General features: G+C 70.2%; 27 protein-coding genes. 17 read left to right on the forward strand and 10 right to left on the reverse strand.

Annotated features, from left to right (window positions below):
* Window positions 1–387 precede the first annotated feature (387 nt).
* From ACFQV6_RS04115 to ACFQV6_RS04140, 6 genes are all read left to right on the forward strand, one after another.
* A complete protein-coding gene (locus ACFQV6_RS04115) occupies window positions 388–879 on the forward strand; it encodes a hypothetical protein (RefSeq protein WP_378025947.1) in 492 nt (163 codons plus the stop codon).
* 277 nt (window positions 880–1,156) lie between these two features.
* Complete coding sequence (locus tag ACFQV6_RS04120) at window positions 1,157–1,441, forward strand: hypothetical protein (RefSeq protein ID WP_378025948.1); 285 nt, start codon at window positions 1,157–1,159, stop codon at window positions 1,439–1,441.
* 10 nt (window positions 1,442–1,451) lie between these two features.
* Window positions 1,452–1,892, forward strand: coding sequence for a hypothetical protein (locus ACFQV6_RS04125; RefSeq protein ID WP_378025949.1), 441 nt, complete (start codon window positions 1,452–1,454; stop codon window positions 1,890–1,892).
* Window positions 1,889–2,596 (forward strand): hypothetical protein, encoded by a 708-nt coding sequence (locus tag ACFQV6_RS04130; protein WP_378025950.1) that lies wholly within the window; start codon window positions 1,889–1,891, stop codon window positions 2,594–2,596. Before ACFQV6_RS04125 ends, ACFQV6_RS04130 begins: the two co-directional genes overlap by 4 nt.
* A gap of 401 nt (window positions 2,597–2,997) precedes the next feature.
* Window positions 2,998–3,603 (forward strand): hypothetical protein, encoded by a 606-nt coding sequence (locus ACFQV6_RS04135; protein WP_378025951.1) that lies wholly within the window; start codon window positions 2,998–3,000, stop codon window positions 3,601–3,603.
* Window positions 3,604–3,639: 36 nt separating this feature from the next.
* Entirely contained in the window at window positions 3,640–4,644 is a 1,005-nt protein-coding gene (locus ACFQV6_RS04140) for an SDR family oxidoreductase (protein WP_378025952.1), read from the forward strand.
* A 160-nt stretch (window positions 4,645–4,804) separates the two neighbouring features.
* Here ACFQV6_RS04140 and ACFQV6_RS04145 read toward each other — a convergent pair whose 3' ends face one another.
* From ACFQV6_RS04145 to fdxA, 4 genes are read right to left on the reverse strand one after another with little or no spacing between them, the layout of a single operon-like run.
* Entirely contained in the window at window positions 4,805–6,052 is a 1,248-nt protein-coding gene (locus tag ACFQV6_RS04145) for a DUF4407 domain-containing protein (protein ID WP_378025953.1), read from the reverse strand.
* Between the two features lie 49 nt (window positions 6,053–6,101).
* Entirely contained in the window at window positions 6,102–6,770 is a 669-nt protein-coding gene (locus ACFQV6_RS04150) for an SIMPL domain-containing protein (RefSeq protein WP_378025954.1), read from the reverse strand.
* Window positions 6,771–6,774: 4 nt separating this feature from the next.
* Window positions 6,775–7,881 (reverse strand): succinyldiaminopimelate transaminase, encoded by a 1,107-nt coding sequence (gene dapC, locus ACFQV6_RS04155; RefSeq protein ID WP_378026260.1) that lies wholly within the window; start codon window positions 7,879–7,881, stop codon window positions 6,775–6,777.
* Window positions 7,878–8,204, reverse strand: a complete 327-nt coding sequence (gene fdxA, locus ACFQV6_RS04160; protein WP_378025955.1) for a ferredoxin — start codon at window positions 8,202–8,204, stop codon at window positions 7,878–7,880. Before fdxA ends, dapC begins: the two co-directional genes overlap by 4 nt.
* An 84-nt stretch (window positions 8,205–8,288) precedes the next feature.
* On the opposite strand from fdxA, the gene ACFQV6_RS04165 reads away from it, so the two are divergent.
* On the forward strand, window positions 8,289–9,251 hold the full coding sequence (locus ACFQV6_RS04165) for a GNAT family N-acetyltransferase (RefSeq protein WP_378025956.1): 963 nt from the start codon (window positions 8,289–8,291) through the stop codon (window positions 9,249–9,251).
* Here ACFQV6_RS04165 and ACFQV6_RS04170 read toward each other — a convergent pair.
* The 3 genes from ACFQV6_RS04170 to mshB all read right to left on the reverse strand — a co-directional run bounded on the left by ACFQV6_RS04170 (window position 9,248) and on the right by mshB (window position 11,323).
* Window positions 9,248–9,715, reverse strand: a complete 468-nt coding sequence (locus ACFQV6_RS04170) for a hypothetical protein (protein WP_378025957.1) — start codon at window positions 9,713–9,715, stop codon at window positions 9,248–9,250. The genes ACFQV6_RS04165 and ACFQV6_RS04170 overlap by 4 nt on opposite strands.
* 112 nt (window positions 9,716–9,827) lie before the next feature.
* Entirely contained in the window at window positions 9,828–10,418 is a 591-nt protein-coding gene (locus tag ACFQV6_RS04175) for a hypothetical protein (RefSeq protein WP_378025958.1), read from the reverse strand.
* A complete protein-coding gene (gene mshB / locus ACFQV6_RS04180) occupies window positions 10,415–11,323 on the reverse strand; it encodes an N-acetyl-1-D-myo-inositol-2-amino-2-deoxy-alpha-D-glucopyranoside deacetylase (RefSeq protein ID WP_378025959.1) in 909 nt (302 codons plus the stop codon). The genes ACFQV6_RS04175 and mshB overlap by 4 nt, the downstream gene beginning before the upstream one ends.
* Before the next feature lie 82 nt (window positions 11,324–11,405).
* On the opposite strand from mshB, the gene ACFQV6_RS04185 reads away from it, so the two are divergent.
* The 7 genes from ACFQV6_RS04185 (at window position 11,406) to ACFQV6_RS04215 (ending at window position 21,064) form a co-directional block, all read left to right on the forward strand.
* Window positions 11,406–13,226 (forward strand): prolyl oligopeptidase family serine peptidase, encoded by a 1,821-nt coding sequence (locus tag ACFQV6_RS04185; protein ID WP_378025960.1) that lies wholly within the window; start codon window positions 11,406–11,408, stop codon window positions 13,224–13,226.
* 72 nt (window positions 13,227–13,298) lie between these two features.
* Window positions 13,299–13,853 (forward strand): Uma2 family endonuclease, encoded by a 555-nt coding sequence (locus tag ACFQV6_RS04190; protein WP_378025961.1) that lies wholly within the window; start codon window positions 13,299–13,301, stop codon window positions 13,851–13,853.
* Between the two features lie 32 nt (window positions 13,854–13,885).
* Window positions 13,886–15,322, forward strand: a complete 1,437-nt coding sequence (locus tag ACFQV6_RS04195) for a TldD/PmbA family protein (RefSeq protein ID WP_378025962.1) — start codon at window positions 13,886–13,888, stop codon at window positions 15,320–15,322.
* A 5-nt stretch (window positions 15,323–15,327) separates the two neighbouring features.
* The gene (locus tag ACFQV6_RS04200; RefSeq protein ID WP_378026261.1) at window positions 15,328–17,028 is read left to right on the forward strand and encodes a TldD/PmbA family protein; all 1,701 of its coding nucleotides are present in this window, start codon (window positions 15,328–15,330) and stop codon (window positions 17,026–17,028) included.
* 325 nt (window positions 17,029–17,353) lie between these two features.
* The gene (locus ACFQV6_RS04205) at window positions 17,354–18,154 is read left to right on the forward strand and encodes a hypothetical protein (RefSeq protein ID WP_378025963.1); all 801 of its coding nucleotides are present in this window, start codon (window positions 17,354–17,356) and stop codon (window positions 18,152–18,154) included.
* A 10-nt stretch (window positions 18,155–18,164) separates the two neighbouring features.
* Entirely contained in the window at window positions 18,165–20,060 is a 1,896-nt protein-coding gene (locus tag ACFQV6_RS04210; RefSeq protein WP_378025964.1) for a fumarate reductase/succinate dehydrogenase flavoprotein subunit, read from the forward strand.
* Window positions 20,060–21,064, forward strand: a complete 1,005-nt coding sequence (locus ACFQV6_RS04215) for a succinate dehydrogenase/fumarate reductase iron-sulfur subunit (protein WP_378025965.1) — start codon at window positions 20,060–20,062, stop codon at window positions 21,062–21,064. Before ACFQV6_RS04210 ends, ACFQV6_RS04215 begins: the two co-directional genes overlap by 1 nt.
* Before the next feature lie 118 nt (window positions 21,065–21,182).
* On the opposite strand, the gene ACFQV6_RS04220 is transcribed toward ACFQV6_RS04215, so the two are convergent.
* Window positions 21,183–21,707 (reverse strand): GNAT family N-acetyltransferase, encoded by a 525-nt coding sequence (locus ACFQV6_RS04220; RefSeq protein ID WP_378025966.1) that lies wholly within the window; start codon window positions 21,705–21,707, stop codon window positions 21,183–21,185.
* Window positions 21,708–21,746: 39 nt separating this feature from the next.
* Between ACFQV6_RS04220 and ACFQV6_RS04225 the strand changes: the two genes are divergently transcribed.
* On the forward strand, window positions 21,747–22,310 hold the full coding sequence (locus tag ACFQV6_RS04225; RefSeq protein ID WP_378025967.1) for a helix-turn-helix domain-containing protein: 564 nt from the start codon (window positions 21,747–21,749) through the stop codon (window positions 22,308–22,310).
* Here ACFQV6_RS04225 and ACFQV6_RS04230 read toward each other — a convergent pair.
* Window positions 22,274–23,188: a MerR family transcriptional regulator gene (locus ACFQV6_RS04230; protein ID WP_378025968.1), complete on the reverse strand. Its 915-nt coding sequence runs from the start codon at window positions 23,186–23,188 to the stop codon at window positions 22,274–22,276. The genes ACFQV6_RS04225 and ACFQV6_RS04230 overlap by 37 nt on opposite strands.
* 1 nt (window position 23,189) lies before the next feature.
* Window positions 23,190–23,918, reverse strand: coding sequence for a TetR/AcrR family transcriptional regulator C-terminal domain-containing protein (locus ACFQV6_RS04235; protein WP_378025969.1), 729 nt, complete (start codon window positions 23,916–23,918; stop codon window positions 23,190–23,192).
* Window positions 23,919–24,019: 101 nt separating this feature from the next.
* Between ACFQV6_RS04235 and ACFQV6_RS04240 the strand changes: the two genes are divergently transcribed.
* Together ACFQV6_RS04240 and ACFQV6_RS04245 are read left to right on the forward strand one after the other, a co-directional pair.
* A complete protein-coding gene (locus ACFQV6_RS04240) occupies window positions 24,020–25,525 on the forward strand; it encodes an MFS transporter (protein WP_378025970.1) in 1,506 nt (501 codons plus the stop codon).
* A complete protein-coding gene (locus tag ACFQV6_RS04245) occupies window positions 25,522–26,154 on the forward strand; it encodes an alpha-ketoglutarate-dependent dioxygenase AlkB (RefSeq protein WP_378025971.1) in 633 nt (210 codons plus the stop codon). Before ACFQV6_RS04240 ends, ACFQV6_RS04245 begins: the two co-directional genes overlap by 4 nt.
* Window positions 26,155–26,371 lie beyond the last annotated feature (217 nt).

The raw sequence follows: 26,371 nt of genomic DNA on the forward strand, positions 1-26,371 counted from the left end.
TTCACGTTTCAAGTGTCTTCAGCGGCATTTCCGCCGACCTGAGACGGGCTCGGGCTTGCACCCTTCCGGTCGATCTGCCTGGCTTCCATTCACGCAGGTGGAAGCGTGTTCGGATGATCCGCTTCGGAGGGTGCTGAGCGCGGGTGGGCGGAGCCCGTCACGCCTGCGGGGTAACCGGAACGTCCCGGTGTCGCCACCGTCTCGCCTGCAACAGGTCGGCGATAAGAACGATCGCGGGGAATGCGCGATTCAGCCATCTTTGTCGCAGCGCCGGGACGCCTTGTGAGGCTCCCGGGACAACCGATTAACGACGCGCACCCCGTTCCGGTCGCTCTTGACCGAGCGGGAGTGAGCGCAAAGCTGACCCGTTCCAGGAGGAACATTCCCATGCGTAAGTTCACCAAGCGTTCCGCTGCCCTCATCACCGCCGGCGTCGTGGCTGTCGGCGGCGCCGGTGCGGCCTACGCTGCCTGGCTGCTGTCCGGGACCGGCACGGCATCGGCATCGGCAAGCGAGGTGCAGCAGCTGCAGGTCAGCGCCATCTCGGTGACCCCGGCGTTCTTCCCCGGCAGCACGAACAACCTGGTCTTCACGGTTACGAACCCCAACCCGTTCCCCGTCGAAGTCACCAGCATCACCGTGCCCGGCATTGCGAGCACCGTCGAGGACTCGGAGTGCGCCGATAACAACGTCACCTACGACCCGGCCCCGGCGGCAGCCGTCGATGTTCCGAATCTCGGGCCGGCGGGATCGGGGACGGCCGCGCAGACGGTCACGCTCACGGGTGCACTCGGCATGATCGACGACGCCCAGGACGGGTGCCAGGGCGTCGCGTTCGACTACAGCGTCACCGTCAGTGGGCAGAGCGCCGCTTCCTGATCATCAACTGCGGAGGGCGCCTCTACGGCGCCCTCCGTTCGCTCTTCACACAGACAGGAACGGCGACGTGCGCAGAACAACGCTGCGGGCTCGGCCCGTGTTCGCAGTAGTGGTTGCCACGGTGCTGGCCGCCACCGGCGGGGCCGCCTGGGCCATCTGGCGGACTGTCGGGTCAGAGGCCTCGACCACATTGGTGGACTCCACGATCGAGCTGCGACTCACCGCCCTCCCCCGCCCCAACGCTCCGTTGTATCCGGGTGCCAGGTCCGACCTTCGCGTGACCGTTCGGAACGACAATCCTTTCCCGGTCCGAATCGGTAGCGTCCGGCCCGGCAACGGCACGACCATGGTGGACGAGACCCATCGCAATGCCGGCTGCATCGTTACCGGCGTCTCCCTCACGGCGACCGGGTTCTCGGTCATCTGGAGGATTCCCGCCAAGGCGAGCAAGGAATTTCTGCTGGTGAACGCCATCCGGATGACCAACAACTCGGATTCCGCATGTCAGGGCGCTACTTTCAGCGTTCCCCTCATCGCGAGCGGGAGAAGCGATGCAAGCTGACCTTCGCCGGATGCGCGGATTACGGCGGCTGGTGGCCGGCGGAACGGCCGTGGCCTGCGTGTGGGTCGCGGCCGGTACGCGTACCACTGAAGTGGGTTTCGCCAACCGCTCGGCCTATACGTTCGGCGTCACCTCGACGCCGATGAAAGAACTTCATCCCGGCGCCGTCAGGCGCTCGAAGCTGACCGTCTCGAACCCCTACCCGTTCGCGATCGAAATTCGATCGATCACCGTCCGGCTCGCCTCGACGTCGAAGCGCAAGTGCAAGCCGACGTCGGCGAATCTCCGAGTCGGATCGCACCGGGGACGTCTGCCCATCACCGTGCCCGTGCGTGGCCGGAAGGCTGCTGGAGAGTTCGAGGTCACCATGCCGAACACGGCGGCCGACGCGTGCCAAAAGACCACATTTCGGATGGCGATCACCGCTACCGCTACACGGGCCAAGCGATGAAGCGGCGGACGGCGGCGACGATCGTCGTGGTCGGTGCGGCGGGGGCGCTTGCGGTGGGTGGTGGGCTCGCCGCCTGGGCTACCTGGTCGGTCGGCACCACCAACGGGCAGGCGGTGCTTGGAGCGGACACCCTGCCGACCGTGAAGAAACCGGACGCCGAGCTGAAGAACGAGGTCCCGCACATCTCCTGGGCCACGGCGAAGTTTCCCTCCGGGACGGCGGTCGGTGGCTACCTGGTGATCCGTCATGAAGGTGACCTCCGTACGGAAGCCTGCCGCACCAATGCCACGACGCTGACCTGCGCGGACCCGGCAGCCCAGCCGGAGCGCCCGCTGACCTACACCGTGCATGCGATCGCCGGGGACCTGTGGACCGGACCGGCGAGCCCGCCCAGCAACAAGATCACCCGACCGCCCGGCGCGGAGGTGCTTGTCGCCACGACGCCCGGACAGGCCGCGCTGTCCGCGTCGGCTCCGAGCGTCACCGCGCCGACGGCGTCCGCTTCGCCGTCTCCCACCTCGGTCTCACCCCAGGATCCGATGCCTCCGACGTCGACGGTCTCGAAGACGTCACCGGCCACCAAGACATCGCCGGCCACCGAGGACTCGAAGACTTCCGAGAGTTCGCCGACCGCGCAGACCGAGAGCACCCCCGCACCGGCGGACCCCAGCAGCGCCTACCCGGCAGCCGATCCCGCCGAATAGGCCCCGCGCGGCGCCCGAGAAAGCGCGGCGGACGTGTGGCCTGCTGGCGTCGGCCGGCCGATGCACGCCCTCACCTCGACTGTCACGGATTTGGGTGATGGGGGTGGTGGGCGCTAGGCGGGCGTCACGGCAGGGCTAACCGGTTACAGGTGTTCACCATGGTGGACGGGAGGTAGCGGCTATGTCCGATTCCGTCACTCGGCAGAGGTCGGCCGGATGGGCATACCTGTCCGATTTATGCGCTGGAAGGGCGGACGGAAAACCGATCACATCGGACATCTCTATCGGGGAACGTTGTATGAGCGCCGAACAGGCATCATTTTCGCCGGCCTTCGAGGAGGAGCGAGCCGCATGACCGACCTGAGCTTTCCAGCCGCGGCCGCCGCTGTGGAGACCATCTCGTGAATCGGCGTGACGTGCTGACCAGTCAGCGTGACAAGGTTCCCGACCTGCACATCGAGCTCGAGACCGCGGATCACGAGGAGCCGACCTGGGAGGTCTACCGGCCGGGGACGCCTCGGCGCCGGTTCGACCGCCGGGCTCGGATGATTCTTACCGTGGCGGCGGTCGCGGCGCTGCTGGCGAACGCGGGGGCCGCCTGGGCGTACTGGCGGTTCAACGGGCCGGGCGAGCCGGCGCAGGCTGCCGGTGCCGTCTTCGAGCTGGCGATGCACGGCAGCTCGGGCGCCGAGCACCGGCTGCGGGCCGGCGAGACCGGTGATCTCACGCTGACCGTTACGAATCAGCATGCGGTACCGATCCGGGTCACCTCGATCAGGCGGGGGGCGGGGCCGGTGGTCGTGGACGAGGCGCACCGGGACGCGGGTTGTGTGAGGCCCGCGGTGGAGATCACCCGGTCGAGTTTCCCGGTCTCGTGGGAGGTCCCGAAGAACACGATCGGGGCGTTCGTCCTGCCTGGCGCGCTGACGATGCGGGCTGCTGGACCGGCTGCGTGCCGCGGGGCGACCTTCACCGTGCCGATTCAGGCCAGGGCGGAGCGTTCCTGAGGTTTCCGGGCCGCGGGACCGGTCAATCACATCGGCATGAGCAGGATCTCGGTGGTGACCGGCGCGAGCGCCGGAATCGGGCGGGCGGTCGCCCGCCGGCTGGCGGCCAGGGGCGACGCGGTGGCGTTGCTCGCCCGCGGCGAGGAGGGTCTCGAGAAGGCGGCAGAGGATGTACGCCGAGCCGGTGGCACCGCTCTCCCCATCTCGGTGGATGTCGCCGACTACGCCGCGGTGGACGACGCCGCGGCCCGGGTCGAGAAGGAACTCGGCCCGATCGACCTCTGGGTCAACGACGCGTTCTCCAGCGTCTTCGCCCCGTTCGAGCAGATCACGATGGACGAGTTCGCCCGCACCACCGAGGTGAGTTACCTCGGTTACGTGTACGGCACCCGCGCGGCCCTGACCCGGATGCGCCCTCGCGACCGCGGCGCGATCGTCCAGGTCGGATCCGCCCTGGCGTACCGCGGTATCCCGCTGCAAAGTGCCTACTGCGGTGCGAAGCACGCGGTGCAGGGCTTCACGGAGTCGCTTCGTGTGGAGCTGCTCCACGAGAAGAGCAACGTGCACGTCACGATGGTGCAGATGCCGGCGGTGAACACACCGCAGTTCCGGTGGGTGCTGTCCCGCCTGCCCCGCGAGGCACAGCCGGTACCGCCGATCTACCAGCCGGAGATCGCCGCGAAGGCTGTCCTGTACGCGGCCGACCACCCGAAACGCCGTGAGTACTGGGTCGGCGGCTCGACCGCCCTGACCCTCGCGGCCAACGCTGTCGCCCCGGGGCTGCTGGACCGTTATCTGGCTCGGCAGGGCTACGACAGCCAGCAGACCGGCGACTCCCGGGATCCTCGGGAGCCGGCGAACCTCTGGTCGCCCGCCGACGGCAAGGACGGTTCGGACGCGGGGGCGCACGGCGAGTTCGACGACCAGGCCAAGAGCCGCAGTGCCCAGCTGTGGGCCTCGCAGCACCACGGTCTGCTGGCCTCCGTCGCCGGCGGCCTCCTCGTCACCGCCGGCGCCGCCTGGGCCGCCACCCGCCGCTGACCCGAGTCCCCACTGGGCGGTCAGCCCAGCTGGGCCTCAGCGGGGCCTCCTGCCCGATTTGTGACCGCTGAGCGCCAGCCGGTCAGCCAGCCGGCCCAGCTGGCGCCCAGCGGGGCCCCGCGCCCGAAATGTGACCTCTCAGAGCCAGCCGGTTTAGCTGTCAGGCGTTGATGCGGTGGCGGGGGATCGGGCGTTCGATGGTGGCAGGGTCGACCACGACCGCGTTGGTCAGCACCGTGCGGGCGCGCTCGGTCGCCGTACGGGTCAGCCGCCCGTCATGACTGGCCGCCTCGATCCCGTCCGCGATCACCTTCGCCGTGGCATCGCCGTAGGTACGGGCATCGTGGATCTCCCGCTCGTGCATGAGGTACGCCTCGTGCTCCCGCAACCGGGCACCCCGCGCCTCCGCCCGCTCGTACGCGTTGCCCCGGGACACGAACTTCAGCCCGATGGCCGCGCAGTCCAGAGCCACCAGCAGCAGGGCGATGCCGAGGTAGAACAGCCCGATGCCCCAGAAGTCCGCGGTGACCAGGTGCCACATGGCCGCTGTACGGGCACCGAATCCGGCGTCCGCCCGTACCACAGCGGCGTTTTCCTCCCGCGCCGAGCTGATCTGCTCACCCAGCCTGGCCTGCTCCTGTGCCCGGGCTGCGCGAAGCGCGCCCTGCTCCTGCCGCAGCACGGCGGCCTGTTCGTCCAGTGACGCGGCCTCGCCGTCCAGCGTCCGGGACCGGCGCACCAGGTTGTCGCAGTAGCCGCCACGAGGACACCCCGGGCTGTGCGTGACACCGGAGCCCCGCGAGTCGGCGAGGGCCTGCCGGTAGAGCAACCGGGCGTCGTCCCGCTTCTCGGACGCGCGGTCGCTCAGCGAGCGCACCGCGGCGTCGTCACCCGAGGTCTCCTTGCGCAGCTCGGCGAGGCGAGCCGTGTAGGCCGCCACCGCGCCGGCGGAGTCCAGCCGGTCGAGCTGGGCGCTCTGCACCGTGGCGAGCCGCGCGTCGATCTCGCCGCGGTACCGGGCCAGCATCAGCGGTTCGGTGATCACCACGGCGAAGAGCAGGGCCAGGCCGAGCCGGCCGAGATAGAGCCCGAGCGTAGGAGGGCGCAGCAGGTGCCGCGGGTCCGCCGAGTCGAGTTGTTCGTAGCTGATCGCCACCCGGCCGACCACCGCCCGGTCGTAGGCGACGACACCGATCGCCACCAGCGGCCCGACGAGCCACTGGTACCAGGGATGTGCGTAGCCGGTGCTGGCGTCGATGAACGCCGCACCGCCCACCGTCGCGTAGACGAAGTAGAGGAGGACGAAAACGCCTATTGATCGATATAGAACGCGATCGGAGTGCGTGGTCACACTTGCCGGATTCACGTTCGCCACCCGCAGCAGCAGGTGCCCCAGGCCCTTGCGCATGCTGCGAGTCTTGCCGACCAGCCACCCGCCCGTTCACAAAATGGGCGGATCAGGCAGGTGCGCCACGTCCCAGGACGGTCGGCTCGGTGATGGTGACCCGCAGCAGGACCCGCGCCTCCACGGTCTGCTGCTGCGGGAACAGATCAAAACCGGTCGCGGCGTCGGCAGCCTCGGCCGCACCGAACGCACCGAACGCACCGCGCATCATCGGGTGCGCGCCACCCGCCTCGGCGTCGGCGATCTCCACGATCCGGTCGATCTCGCTGCCGACGGCGGCCGCGTACTCCCGGGCACGGTCGAGGGCGTCGGCGACCGCCTCGCGGCGCACATCGGCGCCCGCACGGCTGCCCCGGCGCAGCTGCCACCAGGGCCCGGAGACCGAGGCCGACTCGCGGGCGGCGATGTCGGCCAGGAGCATCCCGAGCGCGGCGAAATCGGTCGCCGTCACCGTCGTGGCGACACTTCCGGCGTACGACGTGACGCGCTCTCCCCCTCGTTTGAACTCGGGGTAGACCTGAACGCCGGCGGTCTCGCGGCGTTCGATGGCGGGACCGTACCGATCCAGGATCGTGCCGATCTCGGCGGCCCGCTGCGAGAGCCGGGACAGCACCACCGCCCGATCGCGGTCGGCGGCGGACACCACGACCGAGAAGACCGCCTGCTCGGGCGGCACCTCCCGGTGCGCTTCACCGTGGACGACCACGATCGGACCGGTCACGGCGTCAGTCCGCGAACGGCTCGGCGAGCCGGTCGGCGGCCGCGGCCACCCGCTCGTCGGTCGCGGTCAGGGCGATCCGCACGTGGCGTTGCGCCGCCGGGCCGTAGAACGCGCCCGGAGCGGCCAGGATGCCGCGCTTGGCGAGCCGGTCCACGGTGGCCCAGCAGTCCTCGTTCCGGGTGGCCCACAGGTAGAGGCCCGCCTCCGAGTGGCTGATGTCGAAACCGGACTTGACCAGGGCTGACCGCAGGGTGTCGCGGCGTGCCGCATACCGCGCGCGCTGCTCGGCCACATGGGTCTCGTCGCCGAGCGCCGCAACCATGGCCGCCTGCACCGGTGCCGGGACGATCATCCCGGCGTGTTTGCGTACGGCGAGCACCTCACGAACCAGGGCCGGATCGCCGCCCAGGAACCCGGCGCGGTAACCGGCCAGGTTGGACCGTTTGGAGAGCGAGTGGACAGCCAGTACACCGGTGTAGTCGCCGCCGGTCACCTGGTCGTCGAGCACCGAGACCGGCGTGGACTCCCAGCCGAGTGAGACGTAGCACTCGTCGCTGACCACGATCACGCCGCGCTCCCGCGCCCAGGAAACCACCTTGCGCAGGTGCTCGACGGGAAGGACCCGGCCGGTCGGATTGGACGGTGAGTTGATCCAGATCAGCTTCACCCGGCGGTCGGGGCCGAGCGCGGTGAGCGAATCGGACCGGATCACCTCGGCGCCGGCGAGACGGGCACCCACCTCGTACGTCGGGTAGCAGACGGCCGGAATGACCACCACGTCGCCGGGACCGACCCCGAGCAGCGTCGGCAGCCAGGCGACCAGCTCCTTCGAGCCGATCGTGGGCAGCACGCCGAGCTCACCGGAGGCGCGGCACTCCCGTGCCAGCCAGCCGGCGATGGCGGCGCGCAGCTGCGGCGTGCCGGCCGTCAGCGGGTAACCGGGTGCGTCCGAGGCATCAGCGAGGGCCTGCCGGATCACCTGCGGAACCGAGTCGACGGGTGTGCCGACCGAGAGGTCGACGATGCCGTCCGCGTGTGCGGCGGCGATCGCTTTCGCCGGCTCCAGCAGGTCCCAGGGGAAGTCCGGCAGGGCCGACGACCGAGCGTTCAGTGCCCTTCCCCACGCGGAGGCTGACCGACGATGAACGGGGTGTCCTTGTCGATCTTGCCAACCTTGGACGCTCCACCGGGCGAACCGAGATCCTCGAAGAACTCGTAGTTCGCGTTGGTGTAGTCCTTCCACTGGTCCGGGACGTCGTCCTCGTAGAAGATCGCCTCGACGGGGCAGACCGGCTCGCAGGCCCCGCAGTCGACGCACTCATCGGGGTGGATGTAGAGCATCCGGTTGCCCTCATAGATGCAGTCGACAGGGCATTCCTCGATGCACGCCTTGTCGAGAACATCGACGCAGGGCTCAGCGATGATGTAAGTCACGGGTCTTTCCCTTCAAAGCCACGCCGCGGGGACCGCGCACGACAAATTGCAGAGCCTAGTATTCCCCGCCTAAGGAGGTAATGCGTGCTCCGACAGCAGGATGTGGGACACCGGGTGGTGGTACGGCGAATTGTAGGCGTAACCGGGGAGCGCACGCTCTTCGCGGATGCGCTCGGCGAGCTTGTCGACCTCACCGAGACCGATCTCACACTCGCCACCGCCAAGGGGACCCTGCGCGTACCGCTCACAGAGGTGCACCGGGCCAAGCGGGTTCCGCCCGCCCGTCGCGCCCGGGCCGCCGAAGTGACGGCGCTCGAACTCGCGGCCGACGAGGCCTGGCCCGCACCGGTCCGCTCCCGGCTCGGTGGCTGGATTCTGCGGGCGGCGGACAACTGGACCGGCCGGGCCAACTCCGCGCTCGCCGTGGGCGATCCGGACCGTCCGCTGGAGGCCGCCATCGACGCGGTCGTCCGCTGGTACGGCGAGCGCGGTCAGCAACCCCTGATCAACGCGCCGATGCCGCTCGCCGCACCGGTAAACGCCGCTCTCGACGAGCGGGGCTGGACCGCCCGGCCGCTGACCCTCGTGCAGACCTCGATGCTGGCACCGCTGCTGGCCGCTCCGGCACGCACCGACCTCCCGCCGGTCGACCTGGCCGACTCACCCACCGACGCGTGGTACGCCATGGTCGCCGAGCACAAGGGCACCCTGCCCGGAACCGCACTGCGCATCCTCAACGGCGTACCGGAGAAGGTCTTCGCGGCCGTGCGCGACGCGGACGGTGACCTGCTCGCGGTGGCTCGCGGTGCGGTGACCGGGCCGGACCGCTGGCTGGGCCTGTCGCTGGTGCAGACCGCGCCGGCCGCGCGGCGCCGCGGCCTGGCGCAACACGTCGCCCGGGCGGTTGCCGGCTGGGCGGCGCAACGTGGCGCCACCCGCGCCTATCTACAGGTGGAGGAGCGCAACACGGCCGCTGTCACGCTGTACGGCCGGATGGGCTTCACCACCCACCACACCTATCTGACCCGGGAAGCGCCCGGCTCTTAACGCCGGACCACGCGGCGCGGGCGGGTGACCCTGGCCTGCGTGTACGCCTTGAGGGACTTCGAGCGGTAGTCGCGGCCCAGCATCACGGCGGTCCAGAAGCCGAGGAGCGTACCGAGGAGCGCGCAGCCGGTGTAGAGCCAGATCTGCGCGAAGAAGTCGCCGGCACCGTTCGTGAACGGGCCGTTGCCGCTGACGAACGGACCGACCAGAACGGTCAGCAGCATGCCGGCGAGCGCGCCGAAGCCGACGTCGGGCAGCCAGTCACCCGGTTTCTGCTGCTGGCACCGAAGGAACGTGAGGACGCCGAGCACGAGCGCCACCAGCGCGAACATGATGATGGTCGCCCAGTTCTGCGCGGAGTCGGCATCGTCGAAACCGATCCGGACCACCAGCCGGGCCACCGCGTTGATCGCGAAAAGTGCGATCGCCAGCACCGTGATCCGGAACCAGCGCTGTTGCCTCATCCAGTCCTCCCGCTGTTGTCATCCCCGTGCGAATGTGGCCGGGATCGTAACGCCTCACGCACGCGTGGTGCTCGATCTCCCGGCCATCTTCGCGGATGGCGCGCGGCGATTCCTAGATGCTGCCTGAGAGTCGGCTGTCAGTCCGTCTCGGCGGCGCGGATTTCAGGATCATCCGGTACGAGTAGACGGCGAACGTCAGGCTCCCCACCAGGATCATCACGACGGCCACCCAGTTCTTCCCGCCGATCAGGTAGTCCCCCTCGGCGGTCCGGGTGCCGGCGGCGGCGAGCATCAGCAGCGTCCAGAGTGCCCACGGCGGGCCGAGCGCCCATCGCCGGCCCGTGGTGGTGACCGCGAACCAGGAGATCAGGAGGTTCGCTCCGACCGCCACCAGGATCGCCAGCGGCACCGCGGCGCCGCTGCCGGTCCACGGCGAGCGCCCGGCGAACAGCTCGGCGAACCCGCCGACACGCAGGGCGCTGAGCTCGATCTCGATGAGAGCGGTGACCACGGTGGCCACGATCGCGACCGTGACACCGGCGACGCGCACGACGACGTCCCAGCCGGCCCACGGCTCGCGCCGCACGACCTCCTCGGTCGCGGGCTCGGGTGTCGCGGGCTCGGGTGTCGCGGGCTCGGGTGTCGCGGGCTCGGGTGTCGCGGGCTCGGCCATCGGCTTGGTCTCGGTCTGCTGCTCGGTCATCGGCTCGCGGCGTCCGCGGTCACTGACTCACCTATCTCCAGGCCGCTGAAGAGGTCGTCCTCCCAGCGGTACGGTCCCGAGCCGGGACCGCGCTCACCCTTGACCAACGTGTAGTACTCCACGCCCATGAACTCGCCGCCGAAGTCGCCGGCGATCCCGTAGAGCCAGGAGTTGTCCGGGATCTGGGAGGCGTGGGCGCGCATGGCAGCCGTCTTCTTCGCAGAGTGGTCGGTGCCGTCGATGCGCGCGGCGATCTGGTCGTCCGGCGTGCCGAACGGCAGGTCCTCCGGGGTCTGCACCTCGGCGAACGGGTTGCCCTCGGACTCCCGGAAGGCCTCCATGCCGTCGTGCAGCACGCTCAGCGGCGTCGCCGTCCAGTAGATCTTGGCGGGACCGTCCGGGCCGGCCAGCTCGGCGGCGCGCATCGCGACCCGGTGGGCCTGGATGTGGTCCGGGTGGCCGTAGAAGCCGTTCTCGTCATACGTGATCATGACCTGCGGCCGCACCTCGCGGATGATCTCCAGCAGGTGGGCGGCGGCCTCGTCCAGGTCGGCCCGCCAGAACGCCCGCGGGTGCTCGTTGGTCGGCAGGCCCATCATGCCGGAGTCGCGATAGCGGCCGGGGCCGCCGAGCATCCGGTGATCAGTCACGCCGAGCGCGGCACAGGCCCGCTCCCACTCGACCAGCCGGTAGCCACCGAGCTGGTCGGCCTGCCCGGCGGCGAGCTGCGCGAGCTCCGGCACGTGGATCTCGCCCTCCTCACCCAGGGTGCAGGTCACCAGCGTCACGTGGGCGCCGGACGAGACGTAGTGCGCCATGGTGGCGCCGGTCCCGATCACCTCGTCGTCGGGGTGGGCGTGCACCAACAGCAGTCGGCGGGAAGGCAGCTCTTCGCTAGCGGTCACGGCCGATACTGTACGCGCGACCACCGACGAGTTCGCTCGACGAGCCCACGGTTTGCCCCGCGCGAGGCGGTCTTGATCAGCGATGCTGAGAGGCGTGGAGTACCCCGGACCCGGGCACGGCGGCCCGCACACCGTGACGATCGGCGCCGACGGCGCGCGGATCCTGTTCCTGCGTTCCAGCGGACCCGCCGACCCGGACGACTCGCTGTGGCACCTCGACCCGGCCGCCGGGACGGAACACCTGGTCGCGGCGGGGCCGATCCGGTCGTACGCGGCCGATCGTGAGGCGCGGACGGTGGCGTTCGCCCGCGACGGCCGGCTGTTCCGGGCCGATCTGATCGAGGGCACGGTCACCGAGGTACCGACCGCCGGGCCGGTGCACGACCCGCGCCCGGACCCGGACGGCCACGCCATCGGCTACGTCATCGACCAGGGCGGCTCGGCGGCGCTGCGGGTGGCCGGGCCGGACGGCGACCGGCTGCTCGCCGGCGAACCGGGCAACGCCTGGCGGGAGCACTGCGGCACGATCTCCTGGGGCGTGGCCGGGGCGGGATCGGCCGAGTTCGGGCGTACGCGCGGCTGGTGGTGGGCGCCGGTCGGGCGGCAGATCCTCGCCGTGCGTACGGCCAAGGCGTCCAGCCTGCACCTGCTCGACCTGGACGACGGCTGGGTCGACGTGCACTGGGACCGGGAGACGTACCCGTACCTGGCCCAGGTGCACTGGCAGGGCGGCGGGCCACTGATCACCGTGTTGCGCCGCATGCAGCAGCACGGCCTGGTGCTCTCGGTCGACCCGCGCACCGGCGAGACCCAGGTGCACGCCGAACTGGCCGACGCCCGATGGGTGGAGCCGGTACCGGGAACTCCGCTGCACCTTCCGGACGGCCGGGTGCTCGTCGGCGGCGAACTCGCCCACGACGGCTTCGACGCCCGCTGCCTCTTCGCCGACGGCAGCCTGCTCACGCCGCCCGGCCTCTACGTGCGCAGGGTGGCGGGGACACTGCCCCGCGAGGGCGGACCGGCCGGCGCGCCCGATCTGATCGTCGAGGGCAGCCTGGGCGACCCGGCGACCCGCGAGGTCTTCCGGGTGCGCACCTCGCTGGGCGGCGGCGGGCCCGAGATCACCCGTCTCCCGATCCGATGCGCGCCGGAGGGCGTCACCGTCGGCGCCGACCTGATGGTGGCCGGGGAACAGGTCTGGCGCGGGGAGAACCGGGTGGCGACTCTGCGGACGTTCGCGGCGGCGTTGCCGTACCGCCCGGAACCGATCCTGCAGCGAGTCACCGATCGCCGGCTGCCCGCCGCCGTGCTCTATCCCTCCGGCTACGTCGCCGGCACCCGCCTCCCGGTCCTGGTCACCCTCGGTGAGGGACCAGGCAACCAGCAGGTGTGGACTCAGGCTTCAGCCTGGCAGGAACGCCAGTGGTGGGCCGACGCCGGCTTCGCCGTCGTGAGCATCGATTCTCGGGGTACGCCTGGCGTGGCGCCCAGTTTCGAGAAAGCGGTGCACCGGCGCCTCGCCGACCTGGTCCTCGCCGACCAGGCCGAGGCACTGACCGCGCTGGTCGGCAAACACCTGGACCTGGACCTGACCCGCGTCGCGGTCCGCGGGCACGGTTTGGGCGGCTGGCTGGCGGCGCTCGCGGTGCTGCGGATGCCGGAGGTCTTCCACCGCGCTGTCGCCCGCGAACCGGTGATCGACTGGACCGCCCTGCCCGCGCCGCTGGCCGAGCGCTACCTCGGCGACCGGACCGACTCGCCCGAGGTCTACGACCACCACAGCCTCGCCGAGGCGGGCTCGTCCCCGGACGTCCTGCTGGTCGGCGCGGAACTCCCCGGCTTCCCGTCGGTCCCCTCGGCCTCCCCCACCGACGAGCTGTCCTTCCTCCGAGGCAACGCTTGATACCTAGTCGCTGGGAAGCTTGCTCAGCGCCCAGTCGGCATGCGACAGTCGGGCGAACCGACGGGAGCTGCCATGACGATCGTCCTCGTCCTCGACAACAGGCCCCTCACCGAGGCGGAGTTCCTGGCCATCTGCGAAACGCCCGAACGCATCGAGCTTTTCGACGGGAGCCTCTACATAACCGCCGATCCAGCACCACTCCACCAGCATTTCTCCGCGATGCTGGCGATGGCGCTACGGCCCGCCGCCGAGAGGGCCGGGCTGCACGTCCTCCGGGGAGCCAACGTCCGTCTCCGCCCGAACCGCGTCCCGATCCCCGACCTGGTTCTGACCGCGGCCATCGACTTCGGCGAGCCCGTCGTCGACGGATCGGCAGTGCGTCTGGTGTGCGAGGTTCTGTCGCCGCACAATGCAGCCATCGACAGGGTGCTCAAGATGCACTACTACGCGGCCGCCGGAATCCCTTGGTACCTGCTTGTGGACCCGAACACCGGGACACTGCAGCTGTTCGAGCTCGTCGGCGAGATCTACAAGGAGCACTCGGCCGGCACCCCCGGCGTGCCGCTGCGGCTCAGTGATCCCGTGGTTGTCTCGATCGATCCGGCGGAGTTGCTTCCGCCTTCCTGAAGTTGTCGCACCCGGCGCTTAGGGTCGTGGGCATGAGCCACTTCGATGAGGCGGGGGCGGCGGTGCAGGCCGCGCTCGAGGCCGGTGCGCGCTATGCGGACGCGCGTGTCATGGTGCGGCGCACCGAGGCGATGTCGGCACGTGACGGTGACGTCGAGGACCTGGGGTTCGACGAGAGTGCCGGCCTGGGTGTGCGGGCGCTGGTCGGTTCGAGTTGGGGCTTCTACGCCGTACCCGATCTCTCTGAACCGTCCGCACGCGCGGCCGGGCGCCGGGCCGCTCAGATCGCCGCCGCCAGTGCCACCGTGCCCGGCCGCCCGATCGACCTGGTCCCGGCGCAGGCCGGGGTCGCGAGCTGGGCGAGCGACTGCGTGATCGACCCGCTCGGTGTCCCGCTCTCCGCCAAGGGTGACCTGCTGGTCCGGGCCACCGTCGCGGCCAAGGAGGCGGGCGCCGACCAGGCCGAGGCCAACTACGCGATCTGGGACACCCGCAAGTGGTTCGTCTCCAGCGAGGGACACCGCGTCGACCAGCACATCCGCGAGTGCGGCGCGGGCGTCACCGCGATCGCGGTCGGCGACGGGGAGATCCAGCGGCGGTCCTGGCCGTCGCACCGGGGGCAGTTCGGCACCCGCGGGTGGGAGCTCGTCGAGGAGCTGGACCTGGTGGGCAACGCACCGCGGATGGCCGAGGAGGCGCGTGCACTGCTAACCGCACCGCTCTGCCCCTCCGGGGAGACCGACCTGGTGCTCGGCGGCGAGCAGCTGGCCCTGCAGATCCACGAGTCGGTCGGCCACGCCATCGAGCTCGACCGGATCCTCGGTTGGGAGGCCGCGTTCGCCGGTACCAGCTGGCTCGACCTGAGCCGGCTCGGTTCCCTGCGCTACGGATCCGAGCTGATGAACATCACCATCGACCCGACGTTTCCCGGCGGGCTGGGCAGCTTCGGCTTCGACGACGAGGGCACGCCGGCGGCCAAACGGCACGCGGTCCGGGACGGGATCTGGGTGGGCGTGCTGGCCGGGCGTGACTCGGCGGCGATGGCCGGCCTGGACTACGCGGGCAGCGTCCGGTCCGACGGGTGGTCCCGGCTGCCGATGGTCCGGATGACGAACGTCGGCCTGGAGCCCGGGCCGCACACCCTCGACGAGATCATCGCGGCCACCGACGACGGTGTCTTCATGGACGTCAACCGCTCCTGGTCGATCGACGACCGGCGGCTCAACTTCCAGTTCGGCTGCGAGATCGGCTACGAGATCAAGAAGGGGAAGCTGGGCCGGATGCTGCGGAACCCGACCTACACCGGGATCGGGCCGAAATTCTGGCAGTCGATGGACATGCTCTCCAGCGAGACCATCGCGTGGGGCACACCGAACTGCGGCAAGGGCCAGCCCGGCCAGATCGGGCACACCGGGCACCCGGCAGCGCCGGCCCGGTTCACCGGGGTGCGAGTGGGGGTGCGCGGATGAGCGGCATGTCGAGCGGCCGGGCCGGGACCGAGTTGGAGCTCGCGGCGCGGGTCGTGCAGCTGGTCCGGGAGGTGGCCGGGCCGTCGGCCGAGGCGGAGGTCGTGGTGCGGCACGACGCCGAGGCGCTGACCCGGTTCGCCAACTCGATGATCCACCAGAACGTGGCAGCGGCGACCACCGGCGTGCGGCTGCGGCTCCACCTGGACGGGCGGACGGCGGGCGGGTCCACCACGGTGACCGGCGCCGACGGGTTGCGCGCCCTGGTGGAGCGGACCGTCGCGGCGGCCCGGCTCAGCCCGGCCGACCCCGCCTGGGCGGGCCTGACGCGCCCGGCGGCGCTGCACGTCTCGGCCGGCCATCCCGGGTCCGGTGACCGGTCCGGCCTGGCGTTCGGCTTCGACGAGGCCACCGCGCGGGCCAACCCGGCCGACCGGGCCGAGCGTGTGCGCGACTTCGTGCAGGCGGCCGAGGGCCTGGAGACAGCCGGTTACTGCCGGACCGTCTACGTCTCGGCGGCCTTCGCGAACACCGCTGGGCAGGCCGTGGAGGGGCGCACCGCCGAGGCGGCGATGGACGGCATCGCACGGGCCGGTGGAGCCGACGGCGGCCCAGGGGCTGGGGGCGGTGGCCTGCGGGCTGGGGGCGGTGGCCTGCGGGCCGGGAGCGGCGGCAGCGGCGCTGACGGTTTCGACGGTGGTCTGCGGGCAGACGGTGTTGCGCGGCTGGCCGCGGCACGTCTGAGCGGGCTGGACGGCGCGGTGCTGGGGGCTCGGGCCGCGGCCAAGGCGCGGGCGGCACGGCAGCCGATCGAGTTGCCGCCGGGTGAGTACGAGGTGGTCCTCGAGCCGGACGCGGTCAAGGACCTGATGGAGAACTTCGCGACCTTCGGCTTCAACGGCAAGTCCTGGGTGCAGCGGCAGTCGTTCGCCAAGATCGGTGCGCAGCAGTTCGACCCGTCGATCACCATCGTGGACGATCCGCTCGGCAGCCGCGGTGAGCCGGCGCCGGGCCTGCCGTTCGACGACGAGGGCACGCCTCGGCGGTCGCTGGTGCTGGTCCGGGAGGGTGTGACCAGCGCAGTCGCCCACGATCGGACCTCCGCCGCGCAGGCCGGGACGGAGTCGACCGGGCACGCATCCGCCTACTCCCGGTCGTGGGGTCCGCAAACCGGTCACCTGCGCCTGGAGGCGGCCGAGGTGCCGGCCACCGGGGTCATCGGCGTCAGGGACGGCGGCGCCGGAAGCGGCGGGGCCAGCGGCGGTGGGGGCCTTGGTGGCGGCGGCCTTGGCGGCAGCGTTGGTGGCGGCGGCACTGGCGGCAGCGTTGGTGGCGGCGGCAGCGGTGTTGGGGGCGGAGCTGGGGATGGCGGCGGGGCAATTGCGGAGTCGGCGCGGCCGCTGGTGGGGCGGATGCGGCGGGGGTTGCTGGTTACCGACCTCTGGTACACGCGGGTGCTCGACCCGAAGAGCCTCGTGGTGACCGGTCTGACCCGCAACGGTGTGTGGCTCGTGGAGGACGGCGAGATTGTCGCGGCGGTGGGGAACCTGCGGTTCACCCAGTCCTATCCGCAGGCGCTCGGGCCGGGGCGGGTGCTCGGTGTCGGGTCCGAATCGGTGTTGCTTCCGGAGTCCTGGGGGCGGGCGCGGTATGCGGCCCCGGCACTACACCTGGCCTCGTGGAACATTACCGGGAACGCGTCCGGTTAGGGTCCGCCTGACCTATACATGAAGATCCACTAGCCCATCGGTGGTGATCTACGTAGGCCGGGATGATGATTTTGTGACGCGCTGGGCATCCCGGCCCGCAAAGCGTCGGACATTCGGCGTAACGTGTGCCCCACATCACTGTCGCTCGACGACTATGACCCGGGGCACCACTGTGTCCTGAGCCAGGCGGCGGCGCGTCGGTGATAGCACTGCGACTGTGACGACACTGCGGCTGTGACGACGGCACGCGTCGGTGACGACATGCGGCCGTGACAGCCACGCGGCTGTGACGGCACGGCCAGGACGGCACGATCAGGGAGATGGAATGACGACGGCAATGAGGCCGGGCGCCGGCCGAGCGCGTGCGGCCATCGCGGCGAAAACGCTGCGGACCGACCGGTGGTGGCTTGCTCCCCTGGTCACCTTCGTCGGGCTGGCGGCCTGGGTCACCTACGCCACCGTCCGCGTGTTCATGCACGACTATTTCTTCGTCGAGCAGTACCACTACTTGACGCCGTTCTACTCGCCCTGCCTCACCGACCTGTGCGGTCCGGCGGCGATGTTCGGGACTCCGCTCCCCAGCTTCTTCCTGCTCCCCGAAGCGGCGCTCACGCTGCCGTTCCTGCTGCTCTTCCGGCTGACCTGCTATTACTACCGCAAGGCGTACTACCGCGCGTTCTGGCTGTCACCGCCGGCCTGCGCGGTGCCGGACGGGCACGAGAAGTACTCGGGTGAGACCCGCTTCCCGCTGATCTTCCAGAACGCTCACCGGTATGCGTTCTACGCGGCGGGGATCATCTCGATCATCAACACCTGGGACGCGATCATCGCCTTCCGCAGCGGTGACGAGTTCGGATTCGGCCTCGGCAACGTGATCCTGGTGGTCAACGTGGTGATGCTCTGGGCGTACACGTTGTCCTGCCACTCCTGCCGGCACATCGCCGGTGGCCGGTTGAAGCACTTCTCCCGCCACCCCGTGCGATACCGCTTCTGGACGTTCGTCTCCAAGCTCAACACCCGGCACATGCAGCTCGCCTGGATCACGCTCGGCACGCTGGCCCTGACCGACTTCTACATCATGGGCCTTGAAATCGGCTGGTTCTCCGACCTGCGCTTCATCAACTGAGGGGCCCACGATGACCACCACGATCGAACGACACCAGTACGACGTCGTCGTGATCGGGGCCGGCGGCGCCGGCCTGCGTGCGGCGATCGAGGCCCGGATGGCCGGCAAGCGTACGGCGATCATCTCGAAGTCACTGTTCGGCAAGGCGCACACGGTGATGGCCGAGGGTGGCGCCGCCGCGGCGATGGGGAACGTGAACAGCCGCGACAACTGGATGGTGCACTTCCGGGACACCATGCGGGGCGGCAAGTTCCTGAACAACTTCCGGATGGCGGAGCTGCATGCCAAGGAGGCGCCGGAGCGGATCTGGGAGCTGGAGACGTACGGCGCTCTCTTCGACCGGACCAAGGACGGCAAGATCTCGCAGCGCAACTTCGGCGGCCACGAGTACCCGCGCCTCGCCCACGTCGGCGACCGCACCGGCCTGGAGCTGATCCGAACCCTGCAGCAGAAGATCGTCTCGTTGCAGCAGGACGACCTGCGGGAGTTCGGCAGCTACGACTCCCGGATCAAGGTGTTCCAGGAGACCACCGTCACCGAGCTGCTGCTCGACGGTGACCGGGTGGCCGGCGCGTTCGGCTACTACCGCGAGACCGGCGAGTTCCTGCTCTTCGAGGCACCGGCCGTGGTGCTGGCCACCGGCGGGGTCGGCCGCAGCTACAAGGTCACCTCGAACTCCTGGGAGTACACCGGTGACGGCCACGCGCTCGCCCTGCGCGCCGGGGCCACCCTGATCAACATGGAGTTCCTCCAGTTCCACCCGACCGGCATGGTCTGGCCGCCCAGCGTGAAGGGCATCCTGGTCACCGAGTCGGTCCGGGGCGACGGCGGCGTGCTGCGCAACTCCGACGGCAAGCGGTTCATGTTCGACTACGTCCCCGACGTCTTCCGCAAGCAGTACGCGGAGACCGAGGAGGAGGCCGACCGGTGGTACACGGACGCCGACAACAACCGCCGCCCTCCCGAGCTCCTGCCCCGTGACGAGGTGGCCCGGGCCATCAACAGCGAGGTCAAGGCGGGTCGCGGCAGCCCGGCGGGCGGCGTGTTCCTGGACGTGTCCACCCGGATGCCGGCCGAGACCATCATCCGGCGGCTGCCGTCGATGCATCACCAGTTCAAGGAGCTGGCCGACGTCGACATCACCAAGGAGCCGATGGAGGTCGGCCCGACCTGCCACTACGTGATGGGTGGCGTCGAGGTGGAGCCGGACACCGGCGCGGCGATGGGCAGCGTGCAGGGGCTGTTCGCCGCGGGTGAGGTGTCCGGCGGCATGCACGGGTCGAACCGGCTCGGCGGCAACTCCCTCTCCGACCTGCTCGTCTTCGGCAAGCGGGCCGGTGAGCACGCCGCGGCGTACGTGGAGGCGCTCGGCGGCCGGCCGAAGGTCTCCAAGGTGGATGTCGCCGCGGCGGCCGAGGTCGCTTTGGCACCGCTCGTGCGGGAGGGCGGGGAGAACCCGTACACGTTGCAACAAGATCTTCAGGCGGTGATGGGTGACCTTGTCGGCATCATCCGCCGGGAGGGCGAACTGACCGACGCGCTCAAGCGCCTGAGCGAGCTCCGGGTGCGGGTGGCGAACGTGTCCGCCGAGGGTGGCCGCCGCTACAACCCGGGCTGGCACCTCGCGATCGACCTGCGCAACATGCTCGTCGTCTCGGAGTGCACGGCCAAGGCGGCGCTGGAGCGGGAGGAGTCGCGTGGCGGGCACACCCGGGAGGACTTCCCGAAGATGAGCCCGCAGTGGCGCCAGGTCAACCTGGTCTGCTCCGTCGACGAGAGCGGCGACGTGCACCTGGAACGCAAGCCGGTGCCGAAGATGCGCGACGAGCTGATCAACCTGTTCGAGCACAGCGAACTTTCGAAATACATGACAGACGAGGAACTGGCCCAGGTGGAGGCGGACTGATGGGCACCAAACGGCGTTTCCGGGTCTGGCGAGGCGATGCCGACGGCGGCGATCTGCGTGACTTCGACGTCGAGGTGAACGAGGGCGAGGTCGTCCTCGACATCATCCACCGCCTCCAGGCGACCGAGGCACCCGATCTGGCCTGCCGGTGGAACTGCAAGGCGGGCAAATGCGGCTCCTGCTCCATGGAGATCAACGGCAAGCCGCGGCTGGGCTGCATGACGCGGATGTCGACCTTCACCGAGGACGAGACCGTCACGATCACCCCGCTGCGGACCTTCCCGGTGATCCGGGACCTGGTCACCGACGTCTCGTTCAACTACGAGAAGGCGCGGGAGACCCCGGCGTTCGCCCCGCCGCCCGGCGTGGCGCCCGGGCAGTACCGGATGCAGCAGATCGATGTGGAGCGCAGCCAGGAGTTCCGCAAGTGCATCGAGTGCTTCCTCTGCCAGAACACCTGCCACGTGGTCCGCGACCACGAGGAGAACAAGGAGGCGTTCGCCGGCCCGCGCTACTTCATCCGCGCCGCCGAGCTGGACATGCACCCGCTCGACGACCGGCACGACCGCAAGGAGTACGCGCAGGCGGAGCAGGGCCTCGGCTTCTGCAACATCACCAAGTGCTGCACCGAGGTCTGCCCGGAACACATCAAGATCACCGACAACGCGATCATTCCGATGAAGGAACGCGTGGTGGACCGCCGTTACGACCCGGTGGTCTGGCTCGGCCGCAAGATCTTCCGTCGTGACGAGCTGGGCGCCGACGGCAACCCGTCGAACCGCGCCCGCCGCCCCGCGCCCGGCAGCCCGAACGTCACCCCGGCACCCCCTGGCTCCCGCCTCCCGGAGAACGCACCGGTCGGGCCGGACGGGCATCTGGACGTCGCCGAGCTTCTGGCACCCAATCAGGGCGGCCCGTCTCCGTTCGGTGACGACACGCCGTTCCCGCTGCCGCCGGAGCAGGTCACCTACCACCACCCCGACCCGAACAGGGATATTCACTGACGGTCGGCATCACTCAGGCAGTACAGCGGGCGGAACTCCATGCGGGAGTTCCGCCCGCTTTCGCATGCACTGCCGGGGAAGTGCGCGGGATCGCGCGGAACCGGGTGGCGGGGCAGGGTCAGTGAGGTTCGGCCGGGGGTGTGGGGGCGGCGGTGAGCTGGAGCTGCGTGATGGCCACGTCGTGCCAGGTGCCGTGCTTGTAGCCGATGCGGGGGTGTACGCCGACGGGCTGGAACCCGAGAGCGGCGTGCAACCCCATGCTCGCCACGTTCGGCTGGGTGGTCTTGGCCACGGCGACCAGGAAGCCGCGCTCCACGAGGCGGGGCAGCAACGCCTGGTAGAGCGCCCGCCCCGCCCCGGTACGGCGGCGACCCGTCTCCAGATAGACGCTGACCTCGCACGACCAGCGATAGGCGGGGCGGGCGGCGAAGGGGCCCGCGTAGGCGTACCCGATGATCTGGTCCTGAAGAACGGCCACCAGCCAGGCGTGGGTCCGGCTCGCAGCGATGATCCGCGACGACATCTCGGCAGCGGTTGGCGGGTCGGTCTCGAAGGTGATCGCGGTGTCCAGCACGTAGGGCCGGTAGATCGCGGCACACGCGGCGGCGTCCTCGGGTGTTGCGTCCCTGATGCTCAGCGGCATGTCACGATAGTAAACAGATGCCGCACTATAGTGACAGGCATGGCGGACCAACTCACACGAGACCTGGCAGCGACGTTGCGCTCCGCGCGCATCGAGACGGGGCTGAGCGTCAACGCCCTGGCCGACCACTCCGGAGTCTCGCGGGCGATGATCGCCAAGATCGAGCGGGGCGAGGCGCAGCCGACCGCTGCCCTGCTCGGGCGACTTGCCGGCGCGCTGGGGCTGACCCTGTCGGAGCTGTTCGCGCGCACCGAGGGTGAGTCGCCGCGGCTGGCGCGCCTGGCCGACCAGACCGTCTGGGTGGATCCGGAGACCGGATATCGGCGGCGGTCGGTCTCGCCCGCCGGTGGGCCGGTGCAGCTGGTGGAGGTGGAGTTGCCCGCCGGAGCGAAGGTGTCCTATCCGGCGGATTCCTACGCGGTGGCGCATCACCAGATCTATGTGCTGGACGGCAGGCTGCGCTTCCACGAGGGCGACCTGCGGCACGATCTCGGCGCCGGCGACTGTCTCGAACTGGGGGCGCCGGTGCCGTGCGCGTATGAGAATCCGGCCGGCCGGGCCTGCCGCTACCTGGTGGTGCTGAGCCCGCGCCGGGCGCGCTGAGAGAGCCAGCGCATGACCTCCTGCGCGTGCATCGCCGGCGCCGCGATCGGGTGGAACACGTGCTCCACCAGGCCGTCGCTGATGATCAGCGTGAGTCGCCGATAAAGAACCATGCCGCCGGCACCGAACGTGGGCAGGCCGAGTGCCGCGGCCAGGCTCATCCGGGGGTCGGGCAGGAGGGGGTACGGCAGACGAAGGCGATGTACGAGCTCCCGCTGATAACCGGTGGACTGTGCGGAGAGCCCGAAGACCCGTTCGGCGCCCGCCGTCAGCAGCTCGGCGTGATGGTCGCGGAACCACGACGCCTGCTCGGTGGAACCGCGGGCGCCGGGAATGTTGAGCAGGCTGTCGGGCAGGTCGACGCCGGGACGGCCGGTGAGCGGATAGACGAAAACGACACTGCGCCCGGGGCCGAGCGCGCCGAGATCCACCGGACGGCCGTCGGTGGCGTAGAACTCGCAGGCCGGTACGCGTACGCCGACCAGCTCCGCCGGATCCGCACTGGCCCGCCCGGAAAGCGGCGGTCGCACCCGGCCGGCTGCCGAGTCGAGGCGCTCGTGCAGGCCCTCGCGCTGGGCGGTGAGCCTGCCGATCCGCTCCTGGAGGGCGTCGATCGCGCTGCGATAGGTGGCGACCGCGGCGGCGCACACGTCGGCGTCACGCCCGTCGGCCAGGCTCTCCACGAACGGCCTGGTCTCCTCGACGCTGAGCCCCAGAGCGGTCAGCTCCCGGATCTGCTGGACGAGGCGTACGGCGAGCGGGTCGTACTCCCGGTAACCGTTGCCGAGCCGGCGTGGCACGACGAGTCCCGCCGCCTCGTAGTACCGCAGCGCCCGCACGGTCGTACCGGTACGCCGCGCGAGCTCACCCACCCACATCTCAAGCCTTCCGGGTGCCGAGCCACAGCTCGAGGCCGTCGAGGATCCGCTCCAGGCCGAACGCGAAACCCTCCTGGAAGACCACATAGGGGTTCTGATTGGCCTGGTCGACCTCCCGCCGCCACCTGTCGTAGTCGGGGTTGTCGGCCGCTGTCCGGTCCAGGTAGGGCTCGAGACGCCGAGCCACGTCGACGGGGTCAACACCGGTGCGCTGGAGCGACGCGGCGATCGCGGCCTCCGTCGTCGCCGCTCCGATGGCGTGCGACTGCAGCAGCGCGCAGGCGTGCGAGAGCTCCAGCCCGGTGAACCCGGCGGCGGTGAACAGGGCGACCATGCGGTTGCCCATCCGCATCGCGTTCGGCCCGATGGTGGGACGCGTGCCCAGCAGGCCGATCACCCACGCATGCCGCAGCAGCGCACTCCTCATCCCGTTGGCCAGCACCGAGGCGCCGATCCGCCAGCTGGTGTCGCCCGGCTCGGGCACGTAGATCTCACCGAGCACCTCGTCGACGGCCAGCTCCAGCAGCTCGTCCTTGTGCGCGACGTGCCAGTAGAGAGAGGTCGCGCCGGAACCGAGCCGGGTGCCCAGCCGGCGCATGCTCAGGCCCACCGCCCCTTCCGCGTCGAGCAGCTCGATCGCCGTCCGGACGATCTGCTCGCGGGTGAGGGACGGCTGGTCACCCCGGGTGCGTGGCGGGCGGGTCCACACCGAGTCGGTGAAGTCGGGCATGGTGTCATCCTATCGACACTCGAACAGTGTACGAGTTAGGTGTACGGTGTGCGAGTCAATCGAACACCGTACGATTCCTTCGCTACCAGAGAGGGCCATCGATGGCCGAACGGAACCCTCGTCGCTGGTTGATCCTGGGCGTGCTGTGCCTGAGCCTGCTCGTGGTCGTCGTCGACAACATGGTGCTCAACATCGCCATCCCGTCGCTGATCCTCGATCTCGGCGCGAGCAGCGCGGACATTCAATGGATCATCGACGCGTACATCCTGGTCTTCGCGGGCCTGCTGCTGACCGCCGGCAGCCTCTCCGACCGGCACGGACGCCGGCTCGGCCTGGTCTTCGGCCTGATCGTGTTCGGCGGCGCCTCGGTGCTGGCGACGATGTGCGAGACGCCGGGTCAGCTGATCGCCGTGCGCGGCCTGATGGGCGCCGGAGCCGCCTTCCTGATGCCCGGCACCCTCTCGATCCTCACCACGGTCTTCGACGAGGACGAGCGCAAGAAGGCCATCGCGATCTGGAGCTCGGTGCTGATGCTCGGCGCCCTCGGCGCACCGACGCTCGGCGGGCTGCTGCTCGAACACTTCTGGTGGGGCTCGGTCTTCCTGCTGAACATCCCGATCGCGATCCTCGGCATCGTCGCCGCGCTGCTGATCATCCCGGAGTCCAAGGGCCCGGCGAGCCGGCCCGACCTGGTCGGGGCGGTCACCTCGATGCTCGGCATGACCGCCCTGATCTGGGGCATCATCAACGCGCCGGAGCACGGCTGGAACTCGGCGCGGACCCTGGGCGGGTTCGCCGTCGCCGCGGTCGCGCTCACCGCGTTCGGCCTGTGGGAACGCCGTACGGCCGAGCCGATGCTGCCGCTCGGGCTGTTCCGGGATCGCAACTTCACCGGCGCCAGCTTCTCCATCGTGCTGCTCGCCTTCTCCACCGGCGGCGTCGTGCTCGCCATCACCCAGTACCTCCAGTTCGTCCTCGGATACGAGCCGCTGAAGGCCGGCACCGCGTTCATCCCGATGCTCGTCACCGCGATGATCTTCAACGGCATCGGTGTCGTGGTGGACAAGCGGTTCGGCGCCCGGGTCGCACTCTCGGCCGGGCTGCTGCTGATGGCCGCGGGCTTCGGTGTGCTCGCGTCACTCAGCCCCGAGGACGGCTACCTGAAGCTCGCCGTCGCGCTCGTGGTGATCGGCATGGGCAGCGGAACCGCCGGACCGGCCGCATACGGAACGCTGCTCGGCGCGTTGCCGCCGGAACGGGCCGGGGTCGGCTCCGCCGTCAACGACACGGTGCAGCAGGTCGGCACCGCTCTGAGCGTGGCCGTGCTGGGTGCGGTGCTGACGAGCGCGTACCGCTCCGGCCTCCCGGACGGCATCGAGGGCCCGGCCCGCGAATCCATCGGCGACGCCCTCGGTGCCGCGATGACAACCGGCGACGGCACGCTCGCCCGGCTCGCTCAGGACGCGTTCGTCGGCGCCATCTCGACCACCGCGCTCGTCGGGGTGGCCGGCGGGATCCTCGCGTCGATCGTCGCCGCCTCACTGTTGCGACCCAAGCCGCCGGCGGTCACCCCGGAGTCGAACGTGAGTACTAAAGTGGGTGCATGAGCCAGAGCTATCAGCCGTCGATCCTCGACTCCATGACGGGGCCGGTCAGCGCGCTCGAGCCGCTGACCGGCCTGGTTCGGCACCGGCTCACCGCGGGCGCCTGGGTCGACCACCTTCCCGGGTGGATGCACGGCTCCGACTCGGTCTTCGAGACGCTGCTCGGCATCGACTGGCGTGCCGAGCGGCGGAAGATGTATGACGGCGTCGTCGACGTGCCCCGCCTGCTGCGCTGGTTCGGCGGCACCGAGACCCTGCCCCATCCCGCGCTGATCGCGGCCAAGGCCGCGCTGAACAGCCACTACGCCGAGGAGCTCGGGGAGCAGTTCGTCACGGCCGGCATGTGCCTCTACCGCGATGGCCGCGACAGCGTCGCCTGGCACGGCGACACCCACGGCCGCTCGGCGAAACACGACACGATGGTCGCGATCGTCTCCTTCGGATCACCGCGCAACCTTCTGCTCCGGCCGCGCGCCGGGGGCCACGAGACGTTGCGCTTTCCCCTCGGTCACGGCGACCTGATCGTCATGGGCGGCTCCTGCCAGCGCACCTGGGAACACGCCGTTCCCAAAACCGCCAAACCGGTCGGCCCGCGCGTCAGCGTGCAATTCCGCCCCGCGGGCGTCGCGTAACCAGCTCGCCCGGCTGGCGCTCAGAGGGCCGGATGACCTGCGTGGATGCCAGCCGGCGGGCGGCGCATTCAGGGGCCGGGCTGCGGCTGGGGGGTCTGGGCGTTGCGGGGAAACGGCCAGGTGGGGGGTGGGTGGGACAAAGCGATGAGCTGCGACGAAATCTCGAGGTAACAGGGGCATTGCAAGTGGTTGACGCGCCCGCCGAGAAAGTTACACT

Source organism: Actinoplanes sp. GCM10030250 (genome assembly GCF_042666575.1).
Lineage (GTDB): Bacteria > Actinomycetota > Actinomycetes > Mycobacteriales > Micromonosporaceae > Actinoplanes.